19 protein-coding genes are annotated in these 21,424 nt (G+C 71.3%); 9 read left to right on the top strand and 10 right to left on the bottom strand.

Features of this window, described 5'->3' with window-relative positions; translation table 11 throughout:
• The first annotated feature begins 40 nt into the window (after window positions 1-40).
• Window positions 41-811, top strand: a complete 771-nt coding sequence (locus AB0P29_RS01630) for a VTT domain-containing protein (RefSeq protein ID WP_217530546.1) — start codon at window positions 41-43, stop codon at window positions 809-811.
• Here AB0P29_RS01630 and AB0P29_RS01635 read toward each other — a convergent pair whose 3' ends face one another.
• Window positions 812-1,699: a Ku protein gene (locus AB0P29_RS01635; RefSeq protein ID WP_363377976.1), complete on the bottom strand. Its 888-nt coding sequence runs from the start codon at window positions 1,697-1,699 to the stop codon at window positions 812-814.
• Between the two features lie 60 nt (window positions 1,700-1,759).
• On the opposite strand from AB0P29_RS01635, the gene AB0P29_RS01640 reads away from it, so the two are divergent.
• A complete protein-coding gene (locus tag AB0P29_RS01640) occupies window positions 1,760-4,141 on the top strand; it encodes an ATP-dependent DNA ligase (RefSeq protein WP_363377978.1) in 2,382 nt (793 codons plus the stop codon).
• A gap of 6 nt (window positions 4,142-4,147) precedes the next feature.
• Here AB0P29_RS01640 and AB0P29_RS01645 read toward each other — a convergent pair whose 3' ends face one another.
• The 4 genes from AB0P29_RS01645 to murI form a co-directional block, all read right to left on the bottom strand.
• Window positions 4,148-5,059 (bottom strand): cation diffusion facilitator family transporter, encoded by a 912-nt coding sequence (locus AB0P29_RS01645; RefSeq protein ID WP_253034198.1) that lies wholly within the window; start codon window positions 5,057-5,059, stop codon window positions 4,148-4,150.
• 97 nt (window positions 5,060-5,156) lie between these two features.
• The gene (gene rdgB, locus AB0P29_RS01650) at window positions 5,157-5,795 is read right to left on the bottom strand and encodes an RdgB/HAM1 family non-canonical purine NTP pyrophosphatase (RefSeq protein WP_363377980.1); all 639 of its coding nucleotides are present in this window, start codon (window positions 5,793-5,795) and stop codon (window positions 5,157-5,159) included.
• The gene (gene rph / locus AB0P29_RS01655; protein WP_064001858.1) at window positions 5,741-6,484 is read right to left on the bottom strand and encodes a ribonuclease PH; all 744 of its coding nucleotides are present in this window, start codon (window positions 6,482-6,484) and stop codon (window positions 5,741-5,743) included. Before rph ends, rdgB begins: the two co-directional genes overlap by 55 nt.
• The gene (gene murI / locus AB0P29_RS01660; RefSeq protein ID WP_363377982.1) at window positions 6,481-7,308 is read right to left on the bottom strand and encodes a glutamate racemase; all 828 of its coding nucleotides are present in this window, start codon (window positions 7,306-7,308) and stop codon (window positions 6,481-6,483) included. Before murI ends, rph begins: the two co-directional genes overlap by 4 nt.
• Window positions 7,309-7,364: 56 nt before the next feature.
• On the opposite strand from murI, the gene AB0P29_RS01665 reads away from it, so the two are divergent.
• Window positions 7,365-8,693 (top strand): nicotinate phosphoribosyltransferase, encoded by a 1,329-nt coding sequence (locus tag AB0P29_RS01665; protein ID WP_363377984.1) that lies wholly within the window; start codon window positions 7,365-7,367, stop codon window positions 8,691-8,693.
• On the opposite strand, the gene AB0P29_RS01670 is transcribed toward AB0P29_RS01665, so the two are convergent.
• The 3 genes from AB0P29_RS01670 to AB0P29_RS01680 are packed head-to-tail and all read right to left on the bottom strand — an operon-like array spanning window position 8,672 to window position 11,906.
• The gene (locus tag AB0P29_RS01670; RefSeq protein ID WP_064001855.1) at window positions 8,672-8,938 is read right to left on the bottom strand and encodes a DUF3039 domain-containing protein; all 267 of its coding nucleotides are present in this window, start codon (window positions 8,936-8,938) and stop codon (window positions 8,672-8,674) included. The genes AB0P29_RS01665 and AB0P29_RS01670 overlap by 22 nt on opposite strands.
• Window positions 8,939-8,979: 41 nt before the next feature.
• Window positions 8,980-10,533, bottom strand: a complete 1,554-nt coding sequence (locus AB0P29_RS01675) for a hypothetical protein (RefSeq protein WP_363377986.1) — start codon at window positions 10,531-10,533, stop codon at window positions 8,980-8,982.
• A complete protein-coding gene (locus tag AB0P29_RS01680; protein WP_363377988.1) occupies window positions 10,509-11,906 on the bottom strand; it encodes an ATP-binding cassette domain-containing protein in 1,398 nt (465 codons plus the stop codon). The genes AB0P29_RS01675 and AB0P29_RS01680 overlap by 25 nt, the downstream gene beginning before the upstream one ends.
• Window positions 11,907-12,092: 186 nt before the next feature.
• Between AB0P29_RS01680 and AB0P29_RS01685 the strand changes: the two genes are divergently transcribed.
• From AB0P29_RS01685 to AB0P29_RS01710, 6 genes are all read left to right on the top strand, one after another.
• Complete coding sequence (locus AB0P29_RS01685; RefSeq protein WP_082886078.1) at window positions 12,093-12,782, top strand: phosphocholine cytidylyltransferase family protein; 690 nt, start codon at window positions 12,093-12,095, stop codon at window positions 12,780-12,782.
• Window positions 12,783-12,822: 40 nt separating this feature from the next.
• On the top strand, window positions 12,823-13,644 hold the full coding sequence (locus AB0P29_RS01690; protein ID WP_253034192.1) for a hypothetical protein: 822 nt from the start codon (window positions 12,823-12,825) through the stop codon (window positions 13,642-13,644).
• A 9-nt stretch (window positions 13,645-13,653) separates the two neighbouring features.
• Entirely contained in the window at window positions 13,654-13,878 is a 225-nt protein-coding gene (locus tag AB0P29_RS01695; RefSeq protein WP_363377991.1) for a hypothetical protein, read from the top strand.
• A gap of 77 nt (window positions 13,879-13,955) precedes the next feature.
• Entirely contained in the window at window positions 13,956-15,098 is a 1,143-nt protein-coding gene (locus AB0P29_RS01700) for an acyltransferase (RefSeq protein ID WP_363377993.1), read from the top strand.
• 30 nt (window positions 15,099-15,128) lie between these two features.
• Window positions 15,129-17,636, top strand: a complete 2,508-nt coding sequence (locus AB0P29_RS01705) for a glycosyltransferase (protein ID WP_363377995.1) — start codon at window positions 15,129-15,131, stop codon at window positions 17,634-17,636.
• Window positions 17,633-18,700, top strand: a complete 1,068-nt coding sequence (locus AB0P29_RS01710) for a glycosyltransferase family 2 protein (protein ID WP_363377997.1) — start codon at window positions 17,633-17,635, stop codon at window positions 18,698-18,700. The genes AB0P29_RS01705 and AB0P29_RS01710 overlap by 4 nt, the downstream gene beginning before the upstream one ends.
• 28 nt (window positions 18,701-18,728) lie before the next feature.
• Here AB0P29_RS01710 and AB0P29_RS01715 read toward each other — a convergent pair whose 3' ends face one another.
• Window positions 18,729-20,174 carry a CDP-glycerol glycerophosphotransferase family protein gene (locus AB0P29_RS01715; protein WP_363377999.1) on the bottom strand — a complete coding sequence of 482 codons (1,446 nt, stop codon included), beginning with the start codon at window positions 20,172-20,174 and terminating at the stop codon, window positions 18,729-18,731.
• Window positions 20,171-21,415 (bottom strand): CDP-glycerol glycerophosphotransferase family protein, encoded by a 1,245-nt coding sequence (locus AB0P29_RS01720; RefSeq protein WP_363378001.1) that lies wholly within the window; start codon window positions 21,413-21,415, stop codon window positions 20,171-20,173. Before AB0P29_RS01720 ends, AB0P29_RS01715 begins: the two co-directional genes overlap by 4 nt.
• Window positions 21,416-21,424: the final 9 nt, after the last annotated feature.

The following is a 21,424-nucleotide window of genomic DNA, read 5'->3' on the forward strand; positions in this document are numbered from 1 at the left end:
ATCCGTCGGCGGGCCCACCGCCGCGAATCGAAAGACCTCCGTGCACCCCTTCGCACTGCTTCCCTGGCTCGATCCCGAGACCATCATCAACGCGGCCGGCCCGTGGGCCCTCGTCGTGGTCTGCTTCATCGTCTTCGCCGAGACCGGCCTGCTCGTCGGCTTCCTGCTGCCGGGTGACACCCTGCTGATCATGGCGGGCCTGCTGTCGAACCCGGTCACCCACGCCCCGAACGGCGTCTTCGGGATCAATGTCTGGGTGGTCGGCCTGCTGATCGGTCTCGCGGCGTTCCTGGGCGGTGAGGTCGGATACCTGATCGGTCGCAAGGGCGGACCCGCCGTGTTCGAACGCAAGGAGTCCGGCCTTTTCAGTCGCAGCAACGTCGAGCGAACGAATGCGTTCTTCGAGCGCTACGGCGGCGTGACGGTCATCCTCGCCCGTTTCGTGCCGATCGTGCGCACCTTCGCCCCGGTCGCCGCCGGCGTCGGCAAGATGGCATGGCACAAGTACTCGCTCTACAACCTGATCGGCGCCGTGATCTGGGGCTTCGGTCTGACGGTCGTCGGTTACCTCGTGAGCCTCATCCCGGGCGTCGGCGAGTTCGTCGCCGAGTACATCGACGTCATCCTGCTCGTGGCGGTGGCCGGCACCATCATCTTCATCGTGTGGCACTACTTCGCCGAGAAGCGCAAGGTCAAGCGCGAGATGGCCGCCGGACCCGACGGCGTCACCGACCAGGCCGAGGCGCAGCAGCTCGTCCTCGAGCCCGAGGCGTTCGACGAGCGCCCCGACGGGGAGAGCCGCCGCTCCTGATCAGGAGGCCTTCTTCTTCGCGGGCTTCTTCTTCGCCGCCGCCGGCTTCGTGTCGGCGGCGGCGTCTTTCTTCCCAGCGTCCTTCTTCCCGCTGCCCGCGCGCGCGGCGCGGCTCTTCTCGACGCTCGCCCGCAGGGCCTCCATCAGGTCGATGACCTCTCCGCCGGAGGCATCCGTCTTCTCGCCGAAGGTCTCGGCGGTGTCGAACGCGTCGCCCTTCTCGAGCTTCGCCTCGATGAGGGTGCGCAGCTCCTGCTGGTACTCATCGGTGAACTCGGTCGGGTCGAAGTCGCTCGAGAAGCTGTCTACGAGGGATGCCGAGAGCTCCAGCTCCTTGCTCGAGATCTTCACTGGCTCATCCAGCACGGGGAACGACGCCTCCCGCACCTCGTCCGCCCACAGGAGCGTCTGCAGCACGAGCACGTCGCCGCGCACGCGGAGCGCCGCCAGCCGGGTCTTCTGCCGCAGCGCGAAACGGACGATCGCGGTGCGGTCGGTCTGTTCGAGCGTCTGCCGCAGCAGGACGTAGGCCTTGGGGCTCTTCGAGTCGGGCTCGAGGTAGTACGCCTTGTCGAGCGTCAGCAGGTCGATCTGCTCGGTCGGCACGAACTCGACGACTTCGATCTCGCGGCTGCGTTCGCTCGGCAGGGCCGCGAAATCGTCGGAGGTCAGGACGACGGTGCGCTCGCCGTCGTCGTACGCCTTGTCGATCTCGGCGTACGGGACGACCTCGCCGTCGATCTCGCAGATGCGCTGATACCGGATGCGGCCGCCGTCCGCGGCGTGCACCTGGTGCAGCGACACGTCGTGGTCCTCGGTCGCGGAGTACACCTTGACGGGCACGTTCACCAGGCCGAAGGTGAGGGCGCCTTTCCAGATCGCTCGCATCACACCAGTAGACACCCGTCACAGCACGTTGCGACAGGGCTTGCGCACTACTCTGGGCCCATGCCAGCCCCACCGCAGGAGGTCGTCGTCGACGGGCGCCGCCTGCGGCTGACGAATCTCGACAAGGTCATGTACCCGGAGACGGGGATGACCAAGGGCGAGGTCATCGACTACCTCACCCGCATCGCGCCGGCGATGCTGCCGCACCTCGCCGATCGGCCGGTCACCCGCATCCGCTGGCCCGACGGCACCGGCGGGGGCTCGTTCTTCGCGAAGCACCTCGAAGCGGGGGCGCCGCCCTGGGTCGCGCGGCGGCCCATCGAGCATTCGACCGGCGCGAAGGACTACCCGCTCGTCGACGGGATCCCGACTCTCGTCTACCTCGCGCAGGTCGCCTCGATCGAACTGCACGTCCCGCAATGGCGCTTCGACGCCACCGGGGGACGACGGAACCCCGACCGACTCGTCCTCGACCTCGATCCGGGCCCGGGAGCGGGGCTCGCCGAGTGCGCGGAGGTCGCGCGCTGGGCGCGCGCGATCCTGATCGACCTCGGGATGGACCCGGTGCCCGTCACGAGCGGCAGCAAGGGCATCCACCTGTACGCCCCCCTCGACGGATCCCGCACGAGCGACGAAATCAGCGCCTTCGCGAGAGAACTCGCCCGCCTGCTCGAAGCCGACCACCCCGACGTCGTCGTCAGTCAGATGTCGAAGGCCGCCCGTCCCGGCAAGGTGTTCCTCGACTGGAGCCAGAACAACGGCAAGAAGACGACGATCGCACCGTACTCGCTGCGGGGCCGCGACCGGCCGACCGTCGCCGCGCCGCGCAGCTGGGACGAGCTCGACGACCCCGATCTGCGCCACCTGCTCTTCGACGAGGTCCTCGAGCGGCTGGGCGAGGTCGGCGACCTGTTCGCCGCCCTGGCGCCGACGGATGCCGGGCCGCTCGCCTCGTACATCGCGAAGCGCTCCGCGGCGAAGACGCCCGAGCCCGTGCCGGACTCCCCCGCCGGCGCACCGTCCGCCGGCTCCGCGCGCTTCGTCATCCAGGAGCACCACGCCCGGCGCCTGCACTACGACCTGCGTCTCGAACGCGACGGCGTGCTCGTCAGCTGGGCGGTGCCGCGCGGCATCCCGGACTCCCCCTCGACGAACCACCTCGCGGTCATGACCGAGCCGCACCCGATGGAGTACCTGGGCTTCGCGGGCGAGATCCCGGCGGGCGAGTACGGTGCCGGGTCGATGTCGATCTGGGACACCGGCACCTTCGCGCTGGAGAAGTGGCGCGACGACGAGGTGATCTTCACCGCGACCGGTCGCGAGGGCGGCCCGCTCGGTTCGGTGCGCCTCGCTCTCATCCGCACGAGCGGCGACGGGGAGAAGTCGCAGTGGCTGCTGCACCGGATGAAGACGGATGCCGCGCCCCCCGCATCCGCTCCTCCGGCACCCGCGTCGCCGCCCTCCCCCGCCACGCCCCTCCCGCCCCCGTCGCCGATGCTCGCGACGACCTCCACCCCTCCCCTGGCGCGCCGGGCGGCGGAGCGATGGGGAGCCTGGGTCGAGTTCAAATGGGACGGCGTGCGGGCCCTCGGCATCTGGGACGGACAGACGTTGCGGCTGCGGGCCCGCAGCGGCACCGACATCACGGCGCGCTACCCAGAGGTGACCGCGGCGGCGGCGTTCGGTCCCGCCTCCTGCGTGGTGGACGGCGAGATCGTCGCTCTCGACGGACGCGGTCGACCGAGTTTTTCGCTGCTGCAGCACCGGATGCACCTGACGAAGGCGCCCGAGATCGAACGCGAGGCGCGGCGGATCCCGGTGCAATACCTGCTGTTCGACGTCCTCGAAATCGACGGAAGGGATGCCGCGCCGCTGCCCCTCGCGCAGCGGAGGGAGCTCCTCGAACGGCTCGCCGCCGATGCGCACGAGCCGATCGTCCTCCCCCCGATCGCGGACGACGTCGACGACGCCCTCGCCACGGCGCGCGCGATGGATCTGGAGGGTGTCGTCGTCAAGGACCCGTCGTCGATCTACCGACGCGGTCAGCGCAGCGACCAGTGGCTCAAGGTCAAGCTCACCCTGATGCAGGAGATCGTGATCGGCGGCATCCGTCCGGGCAAGGGCGGTCGCTCAGGGGGGATCGGGTCGCTCCTGATGGGGATCCCGACGCCCGACGGGCTGCACTACGTCGGGCGTGTCGGCTCCGGCTTCGGAGACGCGACCCTCGCACGATTGGATGCCGCGCTCACCCCGCTGCGCACCGACGAGAACCCGTTCGTCGACGTCGGCCGGGAAGAGGCATCCGATGCGCTCTGGGTGCGCCCCGAGCTCGTCGGCGAGGTCGAGTACGCCGAGGCGACGCCGAACGGGACCCTCCGCCACGCGCGTTGGCGCGGTCTGCGACCCGACAAGACCCCGGACCAGGTCCGGATGGAGGACTGACCGGCGTCAGGCGTGGGCGTCGTGTTCGACGTGACCGGCGGGTTCGAGCTGGAACGTGGAGTGCGCGACGTCGAAATGCCGGGACAGGCAGGACTGCAGCTGCGACAGGAGTGCGCCGGCGCGATCGTCGGCGAAGTGGTCGGGTGCGACGACGACGTGGGCCGTGAACACCGGCGCGCCCCGGGTGAGCTGCCACACGTGGACGTCGTGGACGTCGACGACGCCCTCGGTGCCGAGGATGTGATCCCGGATGTCGGCGACCTTCGTCCCTGCCGGCGCGCGCTCCCCGAGCACGGCGAACACCTCGCGCAGCAGGGCGACGGCGCGGGGCACGATGAGGGCGGCGATGAGGAGGGAGGCCACGGCGTCCGCCGGCATCCATCCCGTCAGCCAGATGACCCCGGCGGCGAGGATGACGACGACGGAGCCGACCAGGTCGCCCAGCACCTCGAGGTACGCGCCGCGGACGTTGATGCTCGTGCGTTGAGCGGCGCTCAGGACGTAGAGCGAGACGCCGTTCGCGACGAGGCCGATGACCGCGACCACGAGCATCGGCAGCCCCTGCACCTCGGCCTCGGCGGGGTCGACGAGGCGCGAGATCGCCTCGACCGCGATCCATCCGCCCAGCACGATCAGGATGACGGCGTTGAGCAGCGCGCCGAACACCTCGGCCCGCTGGTAGCCGTAGGTCTGGCGTTCATCGGCGGGACGCGCCGCCACCGACGCCGCGATGAGGGCGATGACGAGACCCGAGCTGTCGGTGAACATGTGCCCGGCGTCCGCGAGGAGCGCGAGCGATCCCGTGAGGATCGCGCCGACGAGCTGGACGACGAGCACGGTCGCGGTGATGCCCAGCGAGACGGCGAGCAGACGGCGGGGATGTCCGCCGCGGATGCCGGTGGGCGCGTGATCGTGCATACCTCGAGGGTAGGGCGGGGCGGCCGCCCTCCCGCCCGGCTCGGGCTACTCGGGAATGAGTCCGATTCTCAGGCTCAGCGAACCGTGTCGGCGGGAATCAGAGCGCGGCGAGGAGCGGCGCCAGCGCCTCGAATGCGCGGGCGCGGTGCGACGTCGCGTTCTTCTCCGCCGCCGACAACTCCGCGGCCGTGCGCCCGCCGGCGTCGTCGGGCAGGAACACGGGGTCGTAGCCGAATCCGTTCCCACCCGCGGGAGCCGTCGCCAGCCGGCCCGGCCAGACCCCCGTCACCACGTGCTCCTCGCCGCCCGGGACGACGAGCGCGATCGTCGACACGAATTGCGCCGTCCGATGCGGGTCGGCGATGTCGGAGAGTTGATCGAGCAGCAGCTCGTAGTTCGCGACGCCGTCCTTGCGGTGCCCGGCCCAGTAGGCGGAGAACACCCCGGGCGAACCGCCCAGAACGTCGACGCTGATCCCGGAGTCGTCGGCCATCGCGGGGAGCCCCGTGTGGACGGCCGCCGCGCGCGCCTTGATCAGCGCGTTCTCGGCGAACGTCACGCCGTCCTCGACGGGCTCGGGTCCGTCGTAGCCGACGACCTCGAGGTCGGGCCGCGTCGCGGCGACGATCGCACCGAACTCCTCGACCTTGTGCGCGTTGTGCGTCGCCAGGACGATGCGGCTCACGCGCGCTCCTGCGCGAGGGCGGCGAGCTGGATGTCGCGGAGGTCGCCGCATCCGTTCACACCGAGGTCGAGCAGCGCGTCGAGCTCCCGCTTGTCGAAGGGCGCCCCCTCGGCGGTGCCCTGCACCTCGACGAACAGCCCGCGACCGGTGACGACGACGTTCATGTCGGTCTCGGCGCGGACGTCCTCGACATAGGCGAGGTCGAGCATGGGCTCACCGTCGATGATCCCGACCGAGACCGCCGCTACCGAGTCCAGGAGCGCCTTGGCGTTCTTCCCGACGAACCCCTTCGCCCGGCCCCACTCGATCGCATCCGCGAGGGCGACGTAGGCGCCCGTGATCGCCGCGGTGCGGGTGCCGCCGTCGGCCTGCAGCACGTCGCAGTCGATGACGATCGTGTTCTCGCCCAGCGCCTTCGTGTCGACGACCGCGCGGAGCGCGCGACCGATCAGCCGGGAGATCTCGTGGGTGCGGCCGCCGACCTTGCCCTTGATAGACTCGCGGTCGTTGCGGGAGTTGGTCGCGCGCGGCAGCATCGCGTACTCGGCGGTGACCCACCCCTTGCCTTTGCCGGTCAGCCAGCGCGGGACGCCGTTGGTGAAGGATGCGGTGCACAGCACCTTCGTGCCCCCGAAGGAGATGAGGGCCGACCCCTCGGCGTGGGCGCTCCAGCCGCGTTCGATGGTGACGGGGCGCAGCTGGTCGACGGCGCGGCCGTCGGCACGGGTGGTCTCGGTCATGAGGTCTCCTTCGGTAGGTCGATGGCACCGGTCTGGACGAGGCGGACACTGCTCACACCGCGTCCCATCAGCCGGTCGGCGAGGCGGAGGAAGTCCTCGGCGGAATCCCCCGTCGCCTCGTAGACATGCGTCGCTTCCGCGTCGGGTCCGGCCAGCAGGTCGCGCGACACGAGCTGACGATAGACGTCCTTCGCGGTCTCAGTGTCGCTCGAGACGAGCGACACGTCCGGGCCCATCACATAGCTGATGGCGCCCTCGAGGAACGGGTAGTGGGTGCAGCCGAGCACGAGGGTGTCGATCCCCGCATGACGCAGCGGCGCGAGGTACTCCTCGGCGACGCGCAGGACGTCGGGCGTGTCCGTGACCCCCGCCTCCACGAAGTCGACGAAGCGCGGACAGGCCTGGGCGAAGACGCTCAGGCGCTCGTTGACGCCGAGCATGTCCTGGTACACGCCCGAGCCGATGGTGCCCGCGGTGCCGATGACGCCGATCCGCCCGTTGCGCGTGGTCGAGATGGCGGTGCGCACGGCGGGGCCGATGACCTCGACGACGGGGACGTCGTATCGCTCCCGCGCATCGCGCAGGAGCGCCGCCGACGCGGTGTTGCAGGCGATCACGAGCATCTTCACGCCCTCGTCGACGAGGGCGTCGAGCACCTCGAGGCCGTAGCGACGCACGTCGGCGATCGGTTTCGGTCCGTACGGGGAGTGCGCCGTGTCGCCGATGTAGAGCACCGACTCCCGCGGCAGCAGCTGCGAGACAGCGCGGGCGACGGTGAGGCCGCCCACTCCGGAGTCGAAGATCCCGATCGGTGCGTCCGTCACGATCGTCCAGCCTAGTCTCGCGCGGGGGTCCGCTCGCGCGTGGCTAGAGTGACGGCATGGGCATGTCCACGGCGCTGCTGACCGACCGCTACGAGCTCACGATGCTGGATGCCGCGCTGCGCGACGGCACCGCCGACCGCCGCTGCGTGTTCGAACTCTTCGGCCGCCGCCTCCCGGGCGGACGCCGCTTCGGTGTCGTCGCGGGAACCGGGCGACTGCTCGCGGAACTCGCCGACTTCCGGTTCGAGGAGGCGGAGCTCGCCTTCCTCCGCGACCACCGCATCGTCAGCGCCGAGACCATCCGCTTCCTCGAGGACTACCGCTTCCGCGGGACGATCAGCGGGTACCGCGAGGGAGAGCTCTACTTCCCCGGCTCGCCGATCCTCACGGTCGAGGGCTCGTTCGCCGAGGCCGTCATCCTCGAGACCCTCGCCCTCAGCATCCTCAACCACGATTCGGCGGTCGCCACCGCTGCGGCGCGCATGAGCATCGCCGCCGGCGACCGCCCGCTCGCCGAGATGGGGTCGCGCCGTGCGGCGGAGCGCTCCGCCGTCGCCGCGGCGCGGGCCGCCTACATCGCGGGATTCTCCGCGACGAGCAACCTCGAGGCCGGGCGCACCTGGGGCATCCCGACCATGGGGACGGCCGCACACGCGTGGACACTGCTCCACGACACCGAGGAGGACGCCTTCCGCAGCCAGATCGACGCGCTCGGCACCGACACGACGCTCCTCGTCGACACCTACGACATCCGCCAGGGCGTCGAGACGGCGATCCGCGTGGCGGGCACGGGCCTCGGAGGCGTGCGCCTCGACTCGGGAGACCTCCCGACCGTCGCCGCGTCGGTGCGCGCGCAGCTCGACGAACTCGGCGCCACGGGCACCCGCATCACCGTGACGAGCGACCTCGACGAGTACGCGATCGCGGCACTGGCGGCATCCCCCGTCGACGCCTACGGCGTCGGGACCTCGGTCGTGACGGGATCGGGCACTCCGACCGCGGGCATGGTCTACAAGCTCGTCGCACGGCAGGGCGCCGACGGCGGGTGGGTCTCCGTCGCGAAGGCCTCGACGTCGAAGGCGTCCGTGGGCGGACGCAAGGCTGCGTTCCGCACCCGCGTCGACGGGGTCGCGACGGGCGAGGTGGTCGCCGTCGCCGCCGGCTTCGACGAGCTCGACACGCCCGCCGCCCACCCCGATGCCCGTCCGCTGCAGGTCGCTCTGGTCCAGCAGGGCGAAGCGGATGCCGCGCACCTCGGACCCGACGGCGTCGCCGCCGCACGGGCGCATCACCTGAGCGTGCGGGAGGAGCTGCCCGTCACCGCTCTCGCCCTCAGCCGCGCCGATCCGGCGCTGCCGACGGTCTACGAGGTGAGCGAGGCGTAGATCTCCTTGCACGTGGGGCACACCGGAAACTTCTCGGGGTCGCGCCCCGGCGTCCACTTCTTGCCGCACAGCGCGCGAACGGGCTTGCCGGTGATCGCCGATTCGAGGATCTTGTCCTTCTTGACGTAGTGCGAGAACCGCTCATGGTCACCCGGCTCGATGGACTCCTCGCGGATGAGCTCCTCGAGCTCACGGTCGAGTGTGGCGAGGCCGCCCTGATCCGGGCTGTCGATCGGCGTGCTCATTCCCCCGAGTGTACTGCCGGCGGGACCCTCGTGGACGGGGGTCAGTGCGTTTCGGCGAACTCCATGAGGCGGCTCGTGCGGCGCTCGAAGACCGCCCCGCCGACGGCGATCCCAACCGCCAAAACCGTCACCCCCACACCCATGCCGGCCCAGAAGGACGTCCATGCGGCGCCCTCGTCGCCGCCGAGCGCGAGCCAGCCCGCCCACAGCGCGGGGACGGAGAGGATGATCGCCCCGAACAGGACCGCCGCCTGAGCGACCGACCCGCCCGTGCGCTGCGGCTGCTCGAACGGTCCTTCTCCGGGACGCGAGACCGCGTAGGGCGCGGCCGCAGACGCCACAGAGCTGAGGCCGAGACCCGTCGCGAAGAGCGAGACGCAGACTCCGACGAGGGCCGGGAGCACCACCCACCGCCCGTGGACCCAGATTGAGAGGGTGATGGCGAGCGCCAGGAGCGGCACCCCGAGGAGCAGGACGGGGACGAGGCGCCCCACCCGGTCGGCGACGCCGCGGACACCGGCGGAGATGTGCAGCCAGATCCCGGTCGAGTCGTACGCGAGGTCGTTGTGCACGAGCCAGCCGAGGAACAGCGCGAGGATCGGCGGCGGGATCAGCGCGACGGTCGACAACGGCACGCCCACCACCAGGAGCGGCAGCACGATGAGGACGGAGGCGATGGGAACGACCACGATGTTGGCGAGGTGCCGAGGGTCGCCCGACCAGTACACGATGCTGCGCGCGGCGATCGCGCCGCCGGGGGTGCCGGGCATGACGGCGAACCAGCCGAGTCCGCGACGCTCGCGCACCGGTACCTCGCGCTCCGTCGCGCTCATCATGATCTGGACGAGCAGCCGCCACGCACCCGCCAGCGCGAGCACGGTCACGAAGGCCACGAGGACCGAGACGACGAGGTCGCCGCCGGTGCGCAGCGGGATGGCGACGGCTGCCCCGAGAGGCGTCGCGCCCAGCACCTGCGCCGCCTCAGCGAGCTGCGAGGGCAGACCCCCGGACCACTCGAGCGAGAAGGCGAACACGGCCACGGGGATGACGACGATCGCGGCCGCTGTGACCATCAGGCCCGTGAGCTGCGGCGACCTGCGCTCGCGGAGGGCGAGGACGGAGACGGCCATCGCGCACCGCGCGGCGAGGACGTTCGTGGCGACGAACAGCACCGCGGCCAGGACGGCGAGGGCGGGTGACGCCCCGTGACCGATCCACGCCACCGACATCGCGACCGCAACCGCGATCGTGACCAGTCCCGGCAGTCCGAAGGGGGATGCCGCCACCACCGACCACGCGACGATCCGAGGCTCGACGCCCGTCACGACGAACCGCCGAGGGTCGAGAGGATCGTCGGCCCCCGTGAAGAGCGGTACGAGGAGGAAGCCGCCGACGATGAGCGATCCGCCCACGACGACGAGCGTCGCCGCATCCGCATCCGGAACGCGGTCGAGCCGGACGAGCGCGACGCACACCGCCGCCACGGCGACCGCGAGGATCCCGAAGGCGGCCAGGCGGCGGACGAGCACGCCGGGGCGGGCGTTCAGCGAACCCGCGAGCAGCGCGAGCCTCAGTCGGAGTACGTGTGCAACCACTCGAGGCCTTCCACGTCGCTGAGTCCGCCGGACAGCTGGACGAAGCGCTCCGCGAGGGTGTGATCGCCGCGGACCTCGTCGACGGATCCATGGGCCAGCACCTGGCCGGCGACGATCACGGCGACGCCGTCGCAGACGCGCTCGACGAGCTCCATGCCATGGCTCGAGAGGATGACGGTGCCACCGCGCGCCACGTATGCCGTGAGGATCTCGAGAATCACCTCGCTCGAGACGGGGTCGACCGCCTCGAAGGGTTCGTCCAGCACGAGCAGGCGGGGAGCATGGATCATCGCGCCCGCGAGCATGATCTTCTTCGTCATGCCCGCCGAGTAGTCCGACACCGGCCGCACGAGCGCCGCGGTCAGATCGAAGGCGCGGGCAAGGTCTTCCGTCCGCTCGGCGACGACGGCCGGGCGGAGCCCGCGCAGGACGCCGTAGTAGTGCAGCAACTGCCGCCCGGTGAGGCGGTCGAACGTGCGCAGCCGGTCGGGCAGGACCCCCATCAGCGCCTTCGCCGCGCGGGGATCCCGCTGCAGGTCGACCCCGCCGACGACGATCGTCCCGGCATCGGGCCGCAGCAAACCGGCGATCATCGACAGCGTCGTCGTCTTCCCCGCACCGTTGGGCCCGACCAGCCCGTAGAAGGTGCCGGCGGGGATCTCGAGGTCGACGGCGTCGACGGCCCGCGTCCGACCGAACGACTTCGAGACCTTCTCCAGTCGCAGTGCCGGGGCGGGATCGGATGCGTCGAGGCCCGCCTCGGCGCCGTCGAGGTCGAGGACGGCCGTCGCCGTCTCGAGGGCGCCGGCGTCGGTCGCCGTGTCGTCGTCCGTCGCGGTCTCGTCAGCCGGGACCGGCTCGGTCTCCGGCGCGGGCTCGACCTCGGGTTCAACCTCGGGCTCCATCACGGGCTCGGTTTCGAGCTCGAGGACGGTCTCCGGCTCGGCTTCCACGTCGGGCTCGGATTCGATCTCGGGTTCGGTCTCGGGCTCGGTTTCGACGCCGGCCGAGGGTGCGACCTCGGGTTCAGGTTCGGATGCGGAGACGTGCTCGGTTTCGGCTGGAGACTCGTATTCGCCGTCGGGCTCGCCGTCAGCCTCGGGCTCGGGCTGAGCCTCGGGTTCGGCCTCGGGCAGCACCTCCTGCTCCGACACCGGCTCCGACGTCGCGTCGTCCTGGTCGGCGGGGTCCTCACCCGGGTCGCGAGAGGCCTCCTCAAACCGCGCAGCGGCGAGGGCGGCCGGCACCTCGGGCTTGGGCGGCAGGGCCTGCGCGACCTCGTCGACGGGTACGGGCGGAGGCGGCGGAACCGGGTTGTCGGCGCCGGACACGGGAGCCTTCTTGCGGGGCGGTCGTGTCTTGGGAGGCGTCACCCCTCAAACTTAGCAAGCCCGACCGGTGCGACTTCCGGCGCACGCCACAGGGGGTCGCACTATCACGAATGCACAACGTCGGGCCAGGATACGGGCCCTTTTCAGGTGACACCGATAGCATCGAGGGCGGCACGAAGATGTGTCTTTCCGATGTACGGACAGTGACCACATCGTCAGGAGCACCCCGTGACCAAGATCGTCATCCTTGCAGCCGGCATGGGCTCGCGCCTCGGCCGCAGCCTGCCCAAGCCGCTGACCGCGCTGAGCGACGGCCGCAGCATCATGGGGCAGCAGCACGACAACATCCGCGCGGCATTCGGGCCCAAGGCCCACATCACCACGGTGGTCGGCTACCGTGCCGAGACCATCGTCGAGGCCTTCCCCGACGTCGACTACGTCTACAACGACCGCTACGACCAGACCAACACGTCCAAGAGCCTGCTGCGTGCCCTCAAGGCGACGGGCAAGTCCGGTGTCCTCTGGATGAACGGCGACGTCGTGTTCGATCCGCGTGTGCTCGGCCGGGCCCTGGCGCTCATCGAGGCGGACCAGTCCTTCGTGACGGTGAACACCTCGAAGGTCAGCGACGAAGAGGTCAAGTACACCGTCGACGCGGACGGCAACATCGCCGAGCTGTCGAAGACCGTCGTCGGCGGCCTCGGCGAAGCGGTCGGGATCAACTACATCTCGCGCGCCGACAAGCCGGCGCTCATCGCTCAGCTGGGCCACGTCGACAACCAGGACTACTTCGAGCGGGGTCTCGAGCTCGCGATCGCCGAGAACGGCCTGAAGCTGCGGCCCCTCGACATCTCCGACCTGTACGCCGTCGAGGTCGACTTCGCGGAAGACCTCGATCGGGCGAACCTCTACGTCTGAGGCAGCGGACGATGCGTCCCGGCGCATCGTGAGATCCACCATGAGTGACGTCCCCCGCATCCACTCCCTTCCGGACGGGGCGCCCTGGGCGGGCGGGCTCCCCCCGGAGGGTTCCCCCGAGCACCCGTGGATGATCCGACTGCTCGACCGCGTGCTCGCGGTGCAGCGGCCAGCCGTCCTCGCGCACCTGCGGACGATCCGCGCGCGGCATCCCGAAGCGACCCCGGCCGAGATGGGCCGGATCCTCGAGCGTCGTTACCTCGCCACCGTCACGACCGGCGGTGCCGCCGTCGGCGCCACCGCCGTCGTGCCCGGCATCGGCACGGGCGTGACGCTCGCGCTCAGCGGTGCCGAGACCGTCGGATTCCTCGAGGCGACAGCCCTGTTCGCACAGTCCCTGGCGGAGGTGCACGGCATCCGCGTCAACGATCCCGACCGAGCCCGTGCACTCGTGCTGACCCTCATGGTGGGTCGCGAGGGTGTCGACCTGGTGAGCCAATTCGCCCGCCAGGTGAGCGGCACCGGCCCGGCCCGCGATGCGTACTGGGGCCAGATGATCACGACGTCGCTGCCGCGAGCGATGGTCGGTCCCCTCATCGACCGCCTCAAGGGCGCCTTCCTCCGTCGATTCGCCGCCCAGGGCAGCGCGTCCCTCCTCGGGCGGGCACTCCCCTTCGGCATCGGTGCGGTCATCGGCGGCGGCGGCAACCACATCCTCGGCCGACGGGTCATCGTCGGAGCCCGGCGCGCCTTCGGTCCGCCGCCGCTCGAGTTCCCGGCGGAGCTCACGGCCGTCGCTCCGCGTCGGCTGCCGCGATCCCGCAGGAAGCGACACGGCGACGACCCCGCCCTCAGCGGGTAGCGTGGCCGCGTGCTCCCCATCTTCGTGGCCCTTCTGATCGCCAACGCCCTGTTCAACGTGCTCGTGTGGCCGACGTTCTTCCGTCGCGTCTCTCGCGACACACGGGCGCGGGACGCGCAGGGCCGACCGACCCGGTTCCTCGTCGTGCACGCCGTCCTCATCGGCGTCGCCCTGCTGCTCGCGGCGGCATCCCTCGTCGTCGGCGTCCTGGCCGCCACCGGCGTCGGCAGCTGACCGTCGCGGGGCTGCACACCCGGCCCGGCGCGCGCAAGTGGTGTGGAGGCGGCGCGCGGACTGACTAGCGTTGTCGAGTGGTCACGACTCCCTCGCAGCAGCCGTCCGGCCGGATCCAGAGCCTGGACGGACTTCGCGGAGTGGCCGCCCTCGTCGTGCTCCTGCACCACTGGCTGCTGATCGCGGAGCCGCTGCTGGAGGGAACCGTCAGCTGGGCGGTCATCTCCCAGTCCCCCGTCAAACTCCTCACGGCCGGCAACGAAGCGGTCCTCGTCTTCTTCGTGCTCTCGGGACTCGTGGTGGTCCTGCCGGTCTTCAAGGAGAACTTCTCCTGGATGGGTTTCCTCTCGGCCCGCGTCGTCCGCCTCTACGGACCCGTCATCGCCTCGCTGGCCCTGAGCGCGATCCTGATCCTCCTGGTCCCCCGCGACCCGTCGCGTATGCCGCCGGGGTCCTGGATGGCGGAAACGCACGCGGACAGCGTGTCGGCGGGATCGTTCCTGGCGCAGGCATCGCTCGTTCCGCGTCAGTATCCCCTCAACAACCCGTTGTGGTCGCTCCACTGGGAACTGCTCTACTCGATCGTCCTGCCGCTGGCGACGGCTCTGGCTCTGCTCGTGCGGCGGCACGCGCTCGCGGCGGTCATCGTCTGCTGCGCCCTGAGCGTCGTCGGGCGCCTCTTCGAGCAGAGCGAACTGCTCTACTTCCCCGTCTTCGTGATCGGGACGATCATGGCTGCGCGGATGCCGGACCTGCTCGCCTGGGTGGAACGCCCCCGCCCGCGCTGGTTCATGCCGCTGTTCACCCTGGTGAGCGCCCTCATGCTCATCGGCAGCTGGCTGGCGCGCCCGATCTTCCCCAGCGGCACCGACCTCAATCACCTGCTGTGGGCGTTCGCCGCACCGGGTGCTGCCGGCACCGTGCTGGTCGCGCTCGCGTGGCGGCCGGCGATCCGGCTCTTCGAGACACGCCCGATCCAGTGGCTCGGCAAGATCTCCTTCAGCCTCTACCTCGTCCACGTGCCGGTGCTCGCCACCCTCGCCTTCGCGTTCGGATCCGAGGCCTGGGGGCTCGTCGGTCTTCTCGGCATCCCCCTCAGCCTCCTGGTCGCATGGGGGTTCTACGAGGCGGTCGAAGCTAGAATGCACAAGGCGGCGCGACGCGTTCACCGAGCAGTTGCGGCGCGAGCGCGTCGCCGGGCCGGAGAAGTCGCGCCCTGACCTGCCGTCGACGAGAGCACAGCACCCCTCATGCGTTCGCCCCTTCCGCCCGCCGTCACCCGTGCCATCCGCTCCGCCCTCACCCGCGCCAAGCGCGTGCCGACCTCCGAACTCATCGCCTGGTCCCGGTCGCGGCCGATCCGGCATCGGACGGTCCTCTACGAGTCCTTCGCGGGTAACGGTGCGCTCTGCAATCCCGAGGCGATCTTCCGGGCCCTCCTCGCCGATCCCGAGTTCGCCGACCTGACGCACATCTGGGCGATCAGTGACGCGGATGCCGCAGCCACCCTCCGCAAGGAGTTCGCCGGCGACCGGCGGGTCGAGATCGTCTCCCGGGGCAGCGGCGCCTATTGGCGTGCGGTGTCGACCGCGGGGTACCTCATCAACAACGCGACCTTCCCGACGGCATTCAGCAAGCGGGTGGGACAGGTCTACCTGAACACCTGGCACGGCACTCCTCTGAAGCTGATGGGCTTCGACATGCCGGGCGGCGCACGGGAGTCCGCCAACACCCTGCGGAACCTGCTGAACGCCGACTACCTCCTCGCGGCGAACCCCTTCATGGCCGAGACCATGTACGAGGACGCCTATCAGCTGCGCAACGTCTACCGGGGCGCGATCATCGAAGAGGGCTACCCCCGTATCGACCGTCAGCGGATGCCCGAGGCGGAACGCGTCGCCCGGATCGCCGACCTGGGGAGCCGTCTGGGCATCGACCTCGCAGGCCGGCGCATCGTCCTGTTCGCACCGACGTGGCGCGGCAGTTCGTTCCAGGCGCCGGACGCCGACCTCGCCCATCTCGCCGACCAGGCGGCGGGCCTGCAGCGACAGCTCGGCGACGACGTCGTCGTCCTCCTCAAGACGCACCAGGTGGTCCACCGCGCGGCCAGCGGCATCCCGGCACTGCGTCGCCTGCTCGTTCCCAACACGACGCCGACCAACGTGCTCCTCGGTCTCGCGGACGCCCTCGTGACCGATTACTCGTCGATCTTCTTCGACTACCTCGCGACCGATCGGCCGATCGGCTTCCTCGTGCCCGACGGCGACGCGTACGGCGCCGAGCGCGGCACCTATATGCCGCTCGACGAACTGCCCGGTCCGGTGCACACCGACCCCGAGGCGCTCGGGCGCGACCTGGCCGCGCTCCTGGCCCCCGGTGCTCCAGCGCATCCGCGGTACGCGGACTGGGCTCGCCGCTTCGTACCCCACGAGGACGGCGGAGCCACGTCGAGGGTCATCGACGTCGTGTTCCGGGGCCGCACCGCCGAGCGCCGGGTCCGCCCCGTGCGCCGCGACGAGCGTCCGCGCCTGCTGTTCTACCTCGGCGGCATGCGTCTGAACGGCATCACGACCGCAGCCGTCAACCTGCTGAACTCGCTCGACACCGAGAAGTACGACGTGACGGCGCTCATGGCGTTCCCGCGCGGCGCGACGACCACGCACAACCAGTCGCGGCTCGACCCGGGCATCCGGCAGGTCTTCCGCGTCGGCGGCATGAACGGGCTGAAGGCCCGTCAGATCATGCGGCGCGTCGCCGACGTCAGCACCGACCCGCTGCGAGCCCACCGGCGACTCGGCCACCGCACGCTCTGGCGCGACGAGTGGACGCGCATCTTCGGGTCCGCCACGTTCGACTGGGTCGCCGACTTCAGCGGATACAGTCCGTTCTGGGCCCACCTGATGCTCCACTCGCCGCGCGCCGTCCGCGCCATCTGGCTGCACAACGAGATGGCCGCCGATCGCGACCGCACGGTCAACGGCAAGCAGCCGTTCCGCCGCTCCCTCGGCCGCGTGTTCGCCATGTACCGGGCCTACGACCAGCTCGTCTCGGTGTCGCCCGCCCTCACCGACCTCAACCGGGCCGAGCTGGCGGAGTACGCCCCCGGCGACCGGTTCGTCACCCTGCGGAACCTGCCCGACATCGTGCCCGCGGCCGCGCTCGACGAGCGCGACGAGGAAGGCGAGGAGCCGGAGGAGGATGCCGCGCTCGGCGAGACGCTCGACGCCGCCCTCGCCGTGCCGGGGAACCGCAGGTTCGTCACGGTCGGACGGCTCTCGACCGAGAAGAACCACGCGCGCCTGATCCGCGCCTTCGCCCTCCTGTCCGCGACCGAACCCGACACCCAGCTGCTCATCGTCGGCGGAGGGCCCCTCCGTCGCGACCTGGAGCAGCAGGTCCGCGACGCGGGACTCACCGGACGCGTCATCCTGACGGGGCCGCTGCGGGACCCGGCATCCGTCATGCGGCGGTGCGACTGCTTCGTCCTCTCGAGCGACTACGAGGGCCAGCCCATGGTCCTCATCGAGGCAGCGCAGCTGGGCCTCCCGATCGTCTCGACCGCCTTCGGATCCGCCCGCGGTGCGCTCCCCGGCGACGACATGCACATCGTCGACCGCGAGGACACCGCCCTCGCCGCGGGGATGGCGGACTTCCTCGCCGGGCGCGTGGCACCGGCATCCCTCGACGTCGCGGCCTACACCGCCGAGGTGCTCGCCCAGTTCGACGCTCTCATCCCCCGTACCCCCGGCGCGTCGTGACCGTCGACGCCCCTGTGCCGGCGCCCGGATCGGGAGTCACGTTCGTCATGCCCGTGCTGAACGAACGGGACTACCTCGAGCGCGCGGTGCAGACGGTCCTCCAGCAGGACGTCGACGGACCCGCGGAGCTGATCCTGGCGCTCGGCCCCTCGAGCGACGGCACGACGGAGCTCGCCGGGCGACTGGCCGCGGCGGATCCCCGCATCCGTCTCGTGGAGAACCCGCAGGCCGACATCCCGGTGGCCCTCAACCTCGCGATCCGCGCCGCGCGGCATCCCACGATCGTACGGGTCGACGCGCACTCCGAACTCGCCCCGGGGTACACGCGGCGCGCGCTCGCCACCCTCGAGCGCGCTCGCGCCGCGAACGTCGGTGGCGTGATGCGCGCCGACGGGCGCACCCCGTTCCAACGCGCGGTGGCGATCGCCTACAACTCCCCCGCCGGCCTCGGCGGCGGGGCGTATCACGTCGGGGCGCCGGAGGGCCCGGCCGAATCGGCCTACCTCGGCGTCATGCGACGTGAGGTGCTCGAGGAAGTCGGACTGTTCGACGAGTCGATTCGCCGCGGCGAGGACTGGGAACTCAACCTCCGCATCCGTCGGGCCGGCTACCGCGTCTGGTTCGACCCCCAGCTGGCCGTGACGTATTGGCCGCGCGAGAGCTGGGCGCGCCTGGCGCGGCAGTTCGTCGCAACGGGGACCTGGCGCGGTGAGCTCGTCCGCCGGTTCGGGCGGCTCAACTCGCTCCGCTTCTTCGCACCGCCCGCGTTGGTCGCCGCCGTCGTGGCGAGCATCGTGATCGCGGTGCTGCAGGTCACCGGCCTGGTGAGCGGTGTCGCCTCGGCGGTCCTGTCGCTCGTCCACCTGCCGATCGCGCTCTACATCCTCGGCGTCCTCGGCTTCAGCGTCGTCGCCGGGCGGTCGTTGCGGGAACGCGCCTGGCTGGCCGCGGTCCTGCCCACCATGCACCTCTCCTGGGGAGCGGGCTTCCTCGCCGGCCTCGTGCGGGGGGCGAAGGACACGATCGACACGTCGCGGTTGGATCGCAACACGCCCCTGCCGTGACGACAGCCGCCACGGCAGCGGCGAGGCGTCAGTCGCGCGAGATCATGCCCTGGTCGAGGAGGCGCGCGACGACACGCTCGGCGGCGCGGCCGTCGTCGCGCGCGTTGAACCGTGCGCTCCAGGAGGCATAGCGCTCCGCGAAACGCTGGGGAACGTCCGGATCGTTCAGTCCCGCCGTCAGCTCGTCCTGCGTCGCCGCGAGCGGCCCCGGTGCCCGTTCGGCCAGGTCGAAGTAGAACCCGCGGAGCCTGCCGCGGTAGTGCTCCAGGTCGGGCACGAAGAAGTGGACCGGTTTGCCGGTGGCGGTGAAGTCGAACATGACGGACGAGTAGTCCGTGACGAGCGCATCGGCCGCCAGGAGGAGCGCCGAGATGTCGGGGTACCCGGTGACGTCGACGACGCGGGGCCCCGTCGCATCCGCGCCGGGGAGGAGGGTCCGCGAGTGGCCTCGCACGAGGACCGTGGCCCCGGCATCCTGCGCCAGCTTCTGCAGGTCGAGGAAGTCGACCATCTGCTCGCGGTCGTCACGCCACGTCGGCGCGTAGAGGAGGACGCGCTCGTCCGGCCCGACGCCCAATCCGCGGCGGACGGCGTCGCGATCCCCGGTGAGCAGCACGTCGTTGCGGGGATAGCCCTCCACCCACACGGGCCGCCGACCGAAGGCGTAGGCGGTGCGGAGGATGCGGGCCGCGTACGGGTTCTGCGCGAGCAGCACGTCCCACCGCCGGCTCTCGCGGACGACGGCGAGAGCACGACGCGGGTCGAACCCGGGCCGGTCGAGGGCGAGCCGTTTCAGCGGTGTGCCGTGCCAGGTCTGCAGGACGCGTTGGCCGGGACGCCGGACGAACCGACGGCGCAGCCAGTCGTTGACGACGAGCAGGCGCGCCGCACCGCGCGCGCGCCACCACTCCGGGGACCCCTCGACCACGGCGACGGCGCCGGGCGGCACCTCGACCGACCGGTCGACGACGCTCCAGTAGCGGACGACGGTCGGGGCGATCCGCGCGATCTCGGCGTCGATCGCCCGCGGGTTGCAGCTGGCGTTGCGGCCGTAGAAGCTCTCGAAGAAGACCGCGTTCTCGAGGTCGTCCGATCGGTCGGCGTAGGCCCGCTCGAGCGCAGCCTGGCCGGCGGGCGCGGCGTCGGCCTCGGTCAGCGGCGGGCCGACGATCACCTGCCCGTCCCGGACCTCGACGGCGAGAGTCTCCGCCACCGTGCGCGCCAGCGGAGCGATCTCCGCCGAGCCCCGCGCGGGACCGTCGAGCTCGAGGCGGTAGGTGCCGCTCGGGAGCGCGAGCTCGGGTCTTCCCCACCGCGACACCCGCAGCGGGAGGACGGCGGTCCAGCCGGCATCCGTCGCCGAGATCGACGCGGCGGAGACGGCTCGAGGCCCTGCGACACGGAGCCCGGCGGGAGCGGGGCCGCGACCCTCGAACTGCAGCGCGTCCCCGGCCACCAGCGACACCCGGATCATCCTCGACCCCTTCCCCGGCGCGTGGTCGACAGTCCGCGGCGGATGGCGGCGTGGACGCGCTCGGCGTTGCGGCCGTCGCGGTAGGCGTGGACCTGTGCGCTCAGCGCCTCGGCACGCGCGACGCGGCGCTCGCGCTCGCGGTCGTCGCCCAGCACCGCCGTGACCTGCGCCATGACGCCCGTCCAGTCGACGGCGACGTCCTCGCCCGCGACGTCGCGGTAGCGACCGTAGAACCCGCGCTCGGCGGCGTAGCGGGCCTCGTCCGGCGCGAAGAACACCACCGGTACCGGCACGAGCGCCGTGTCGTAGACGAGCGACGAGTAATCCGTGATGAGGACGTCGAGGGCCGGGAGGGCCGGGGTCACGTCCGGCAGCAGGTCGGACCCGAGCAGACGGATGCGGTCGCCCGCCGCCCCGGCGCGGTACTCCCCCGCCCCCAGCGGATGCGATCGCACGAGCAGCACGGCGTCGACGCGCTCGAGCGCGGTCGACATCGTCTGCCACTCGCTCGAGGTCGGCACGGCCGGATCCGGCTCGCCGTCGCGCCACGTCGGCGCGTAGAGCACGACTCGGGCGCCGCCGAGCGGCCCCACGAGCGCCTCGACGTCCGCCCGGGCCTCGGCGGCGGAGCGCCCGCTCGAGAGCACGTCGACACGGGGCTCGCCCGTGACGAGCACCCGGTCGTGACCGAGCCCGAACGCCGACTCCAGCCGACCGCGGACGAGGTGCGAGGCCGCGGGGAGCAGACGGATGCGTCGCTGGGTCCGCCGATAGGCGATCCGCAGGAGGCGGGCGAGCCCCGGGATCGGCAGGGGGGCGCGCGCCGTGACCGGGGAGTCGAGACCGAGTCGCTTCAACGGGATGCCGTGCCAGAGCTGCACGAGGTAGGACCCGGACGTGGCGTAACGGTTCACGTCGCCGGCGCCGTGCGTGACGACCACGACGCGGGCGCGCGCCGTGAGCCAGAAGCCCCGCAGCCCGCGTTTGGGGGCCGACGGGATGCCCGCTCGGCGCGCGGCATCCGCGTCGGCATCCGACCCGGTGAGCCACACCGCACGTTCGCCCGCAGCGGCCGCGACGTGCCACAGCGCGAGGGCGCCCTCGCCGATCCCGACGGCGGAGCCAAAGACCCACAGGTCCCGGGAGCGCGGGATGACACGGGTGAGGACGAGCCCGAGGACGTGGAGCGGAAGCCTCATCACCTGGGCGGCATTGCCCGACGCGAACGAGAAAGACCCCACCCCGCGAGC

Origin of the sequence: Microbacterium sp. NPDC080220 (assembly GCF_040686395.1) — a bacterium.
Taxonomy (GTDB): Bacteria; Actinomycetota; Actinomycetes; order Actinomycetales; family Microbacteriaceae; genus Microbacterium; species Microbacterium gawkjiense.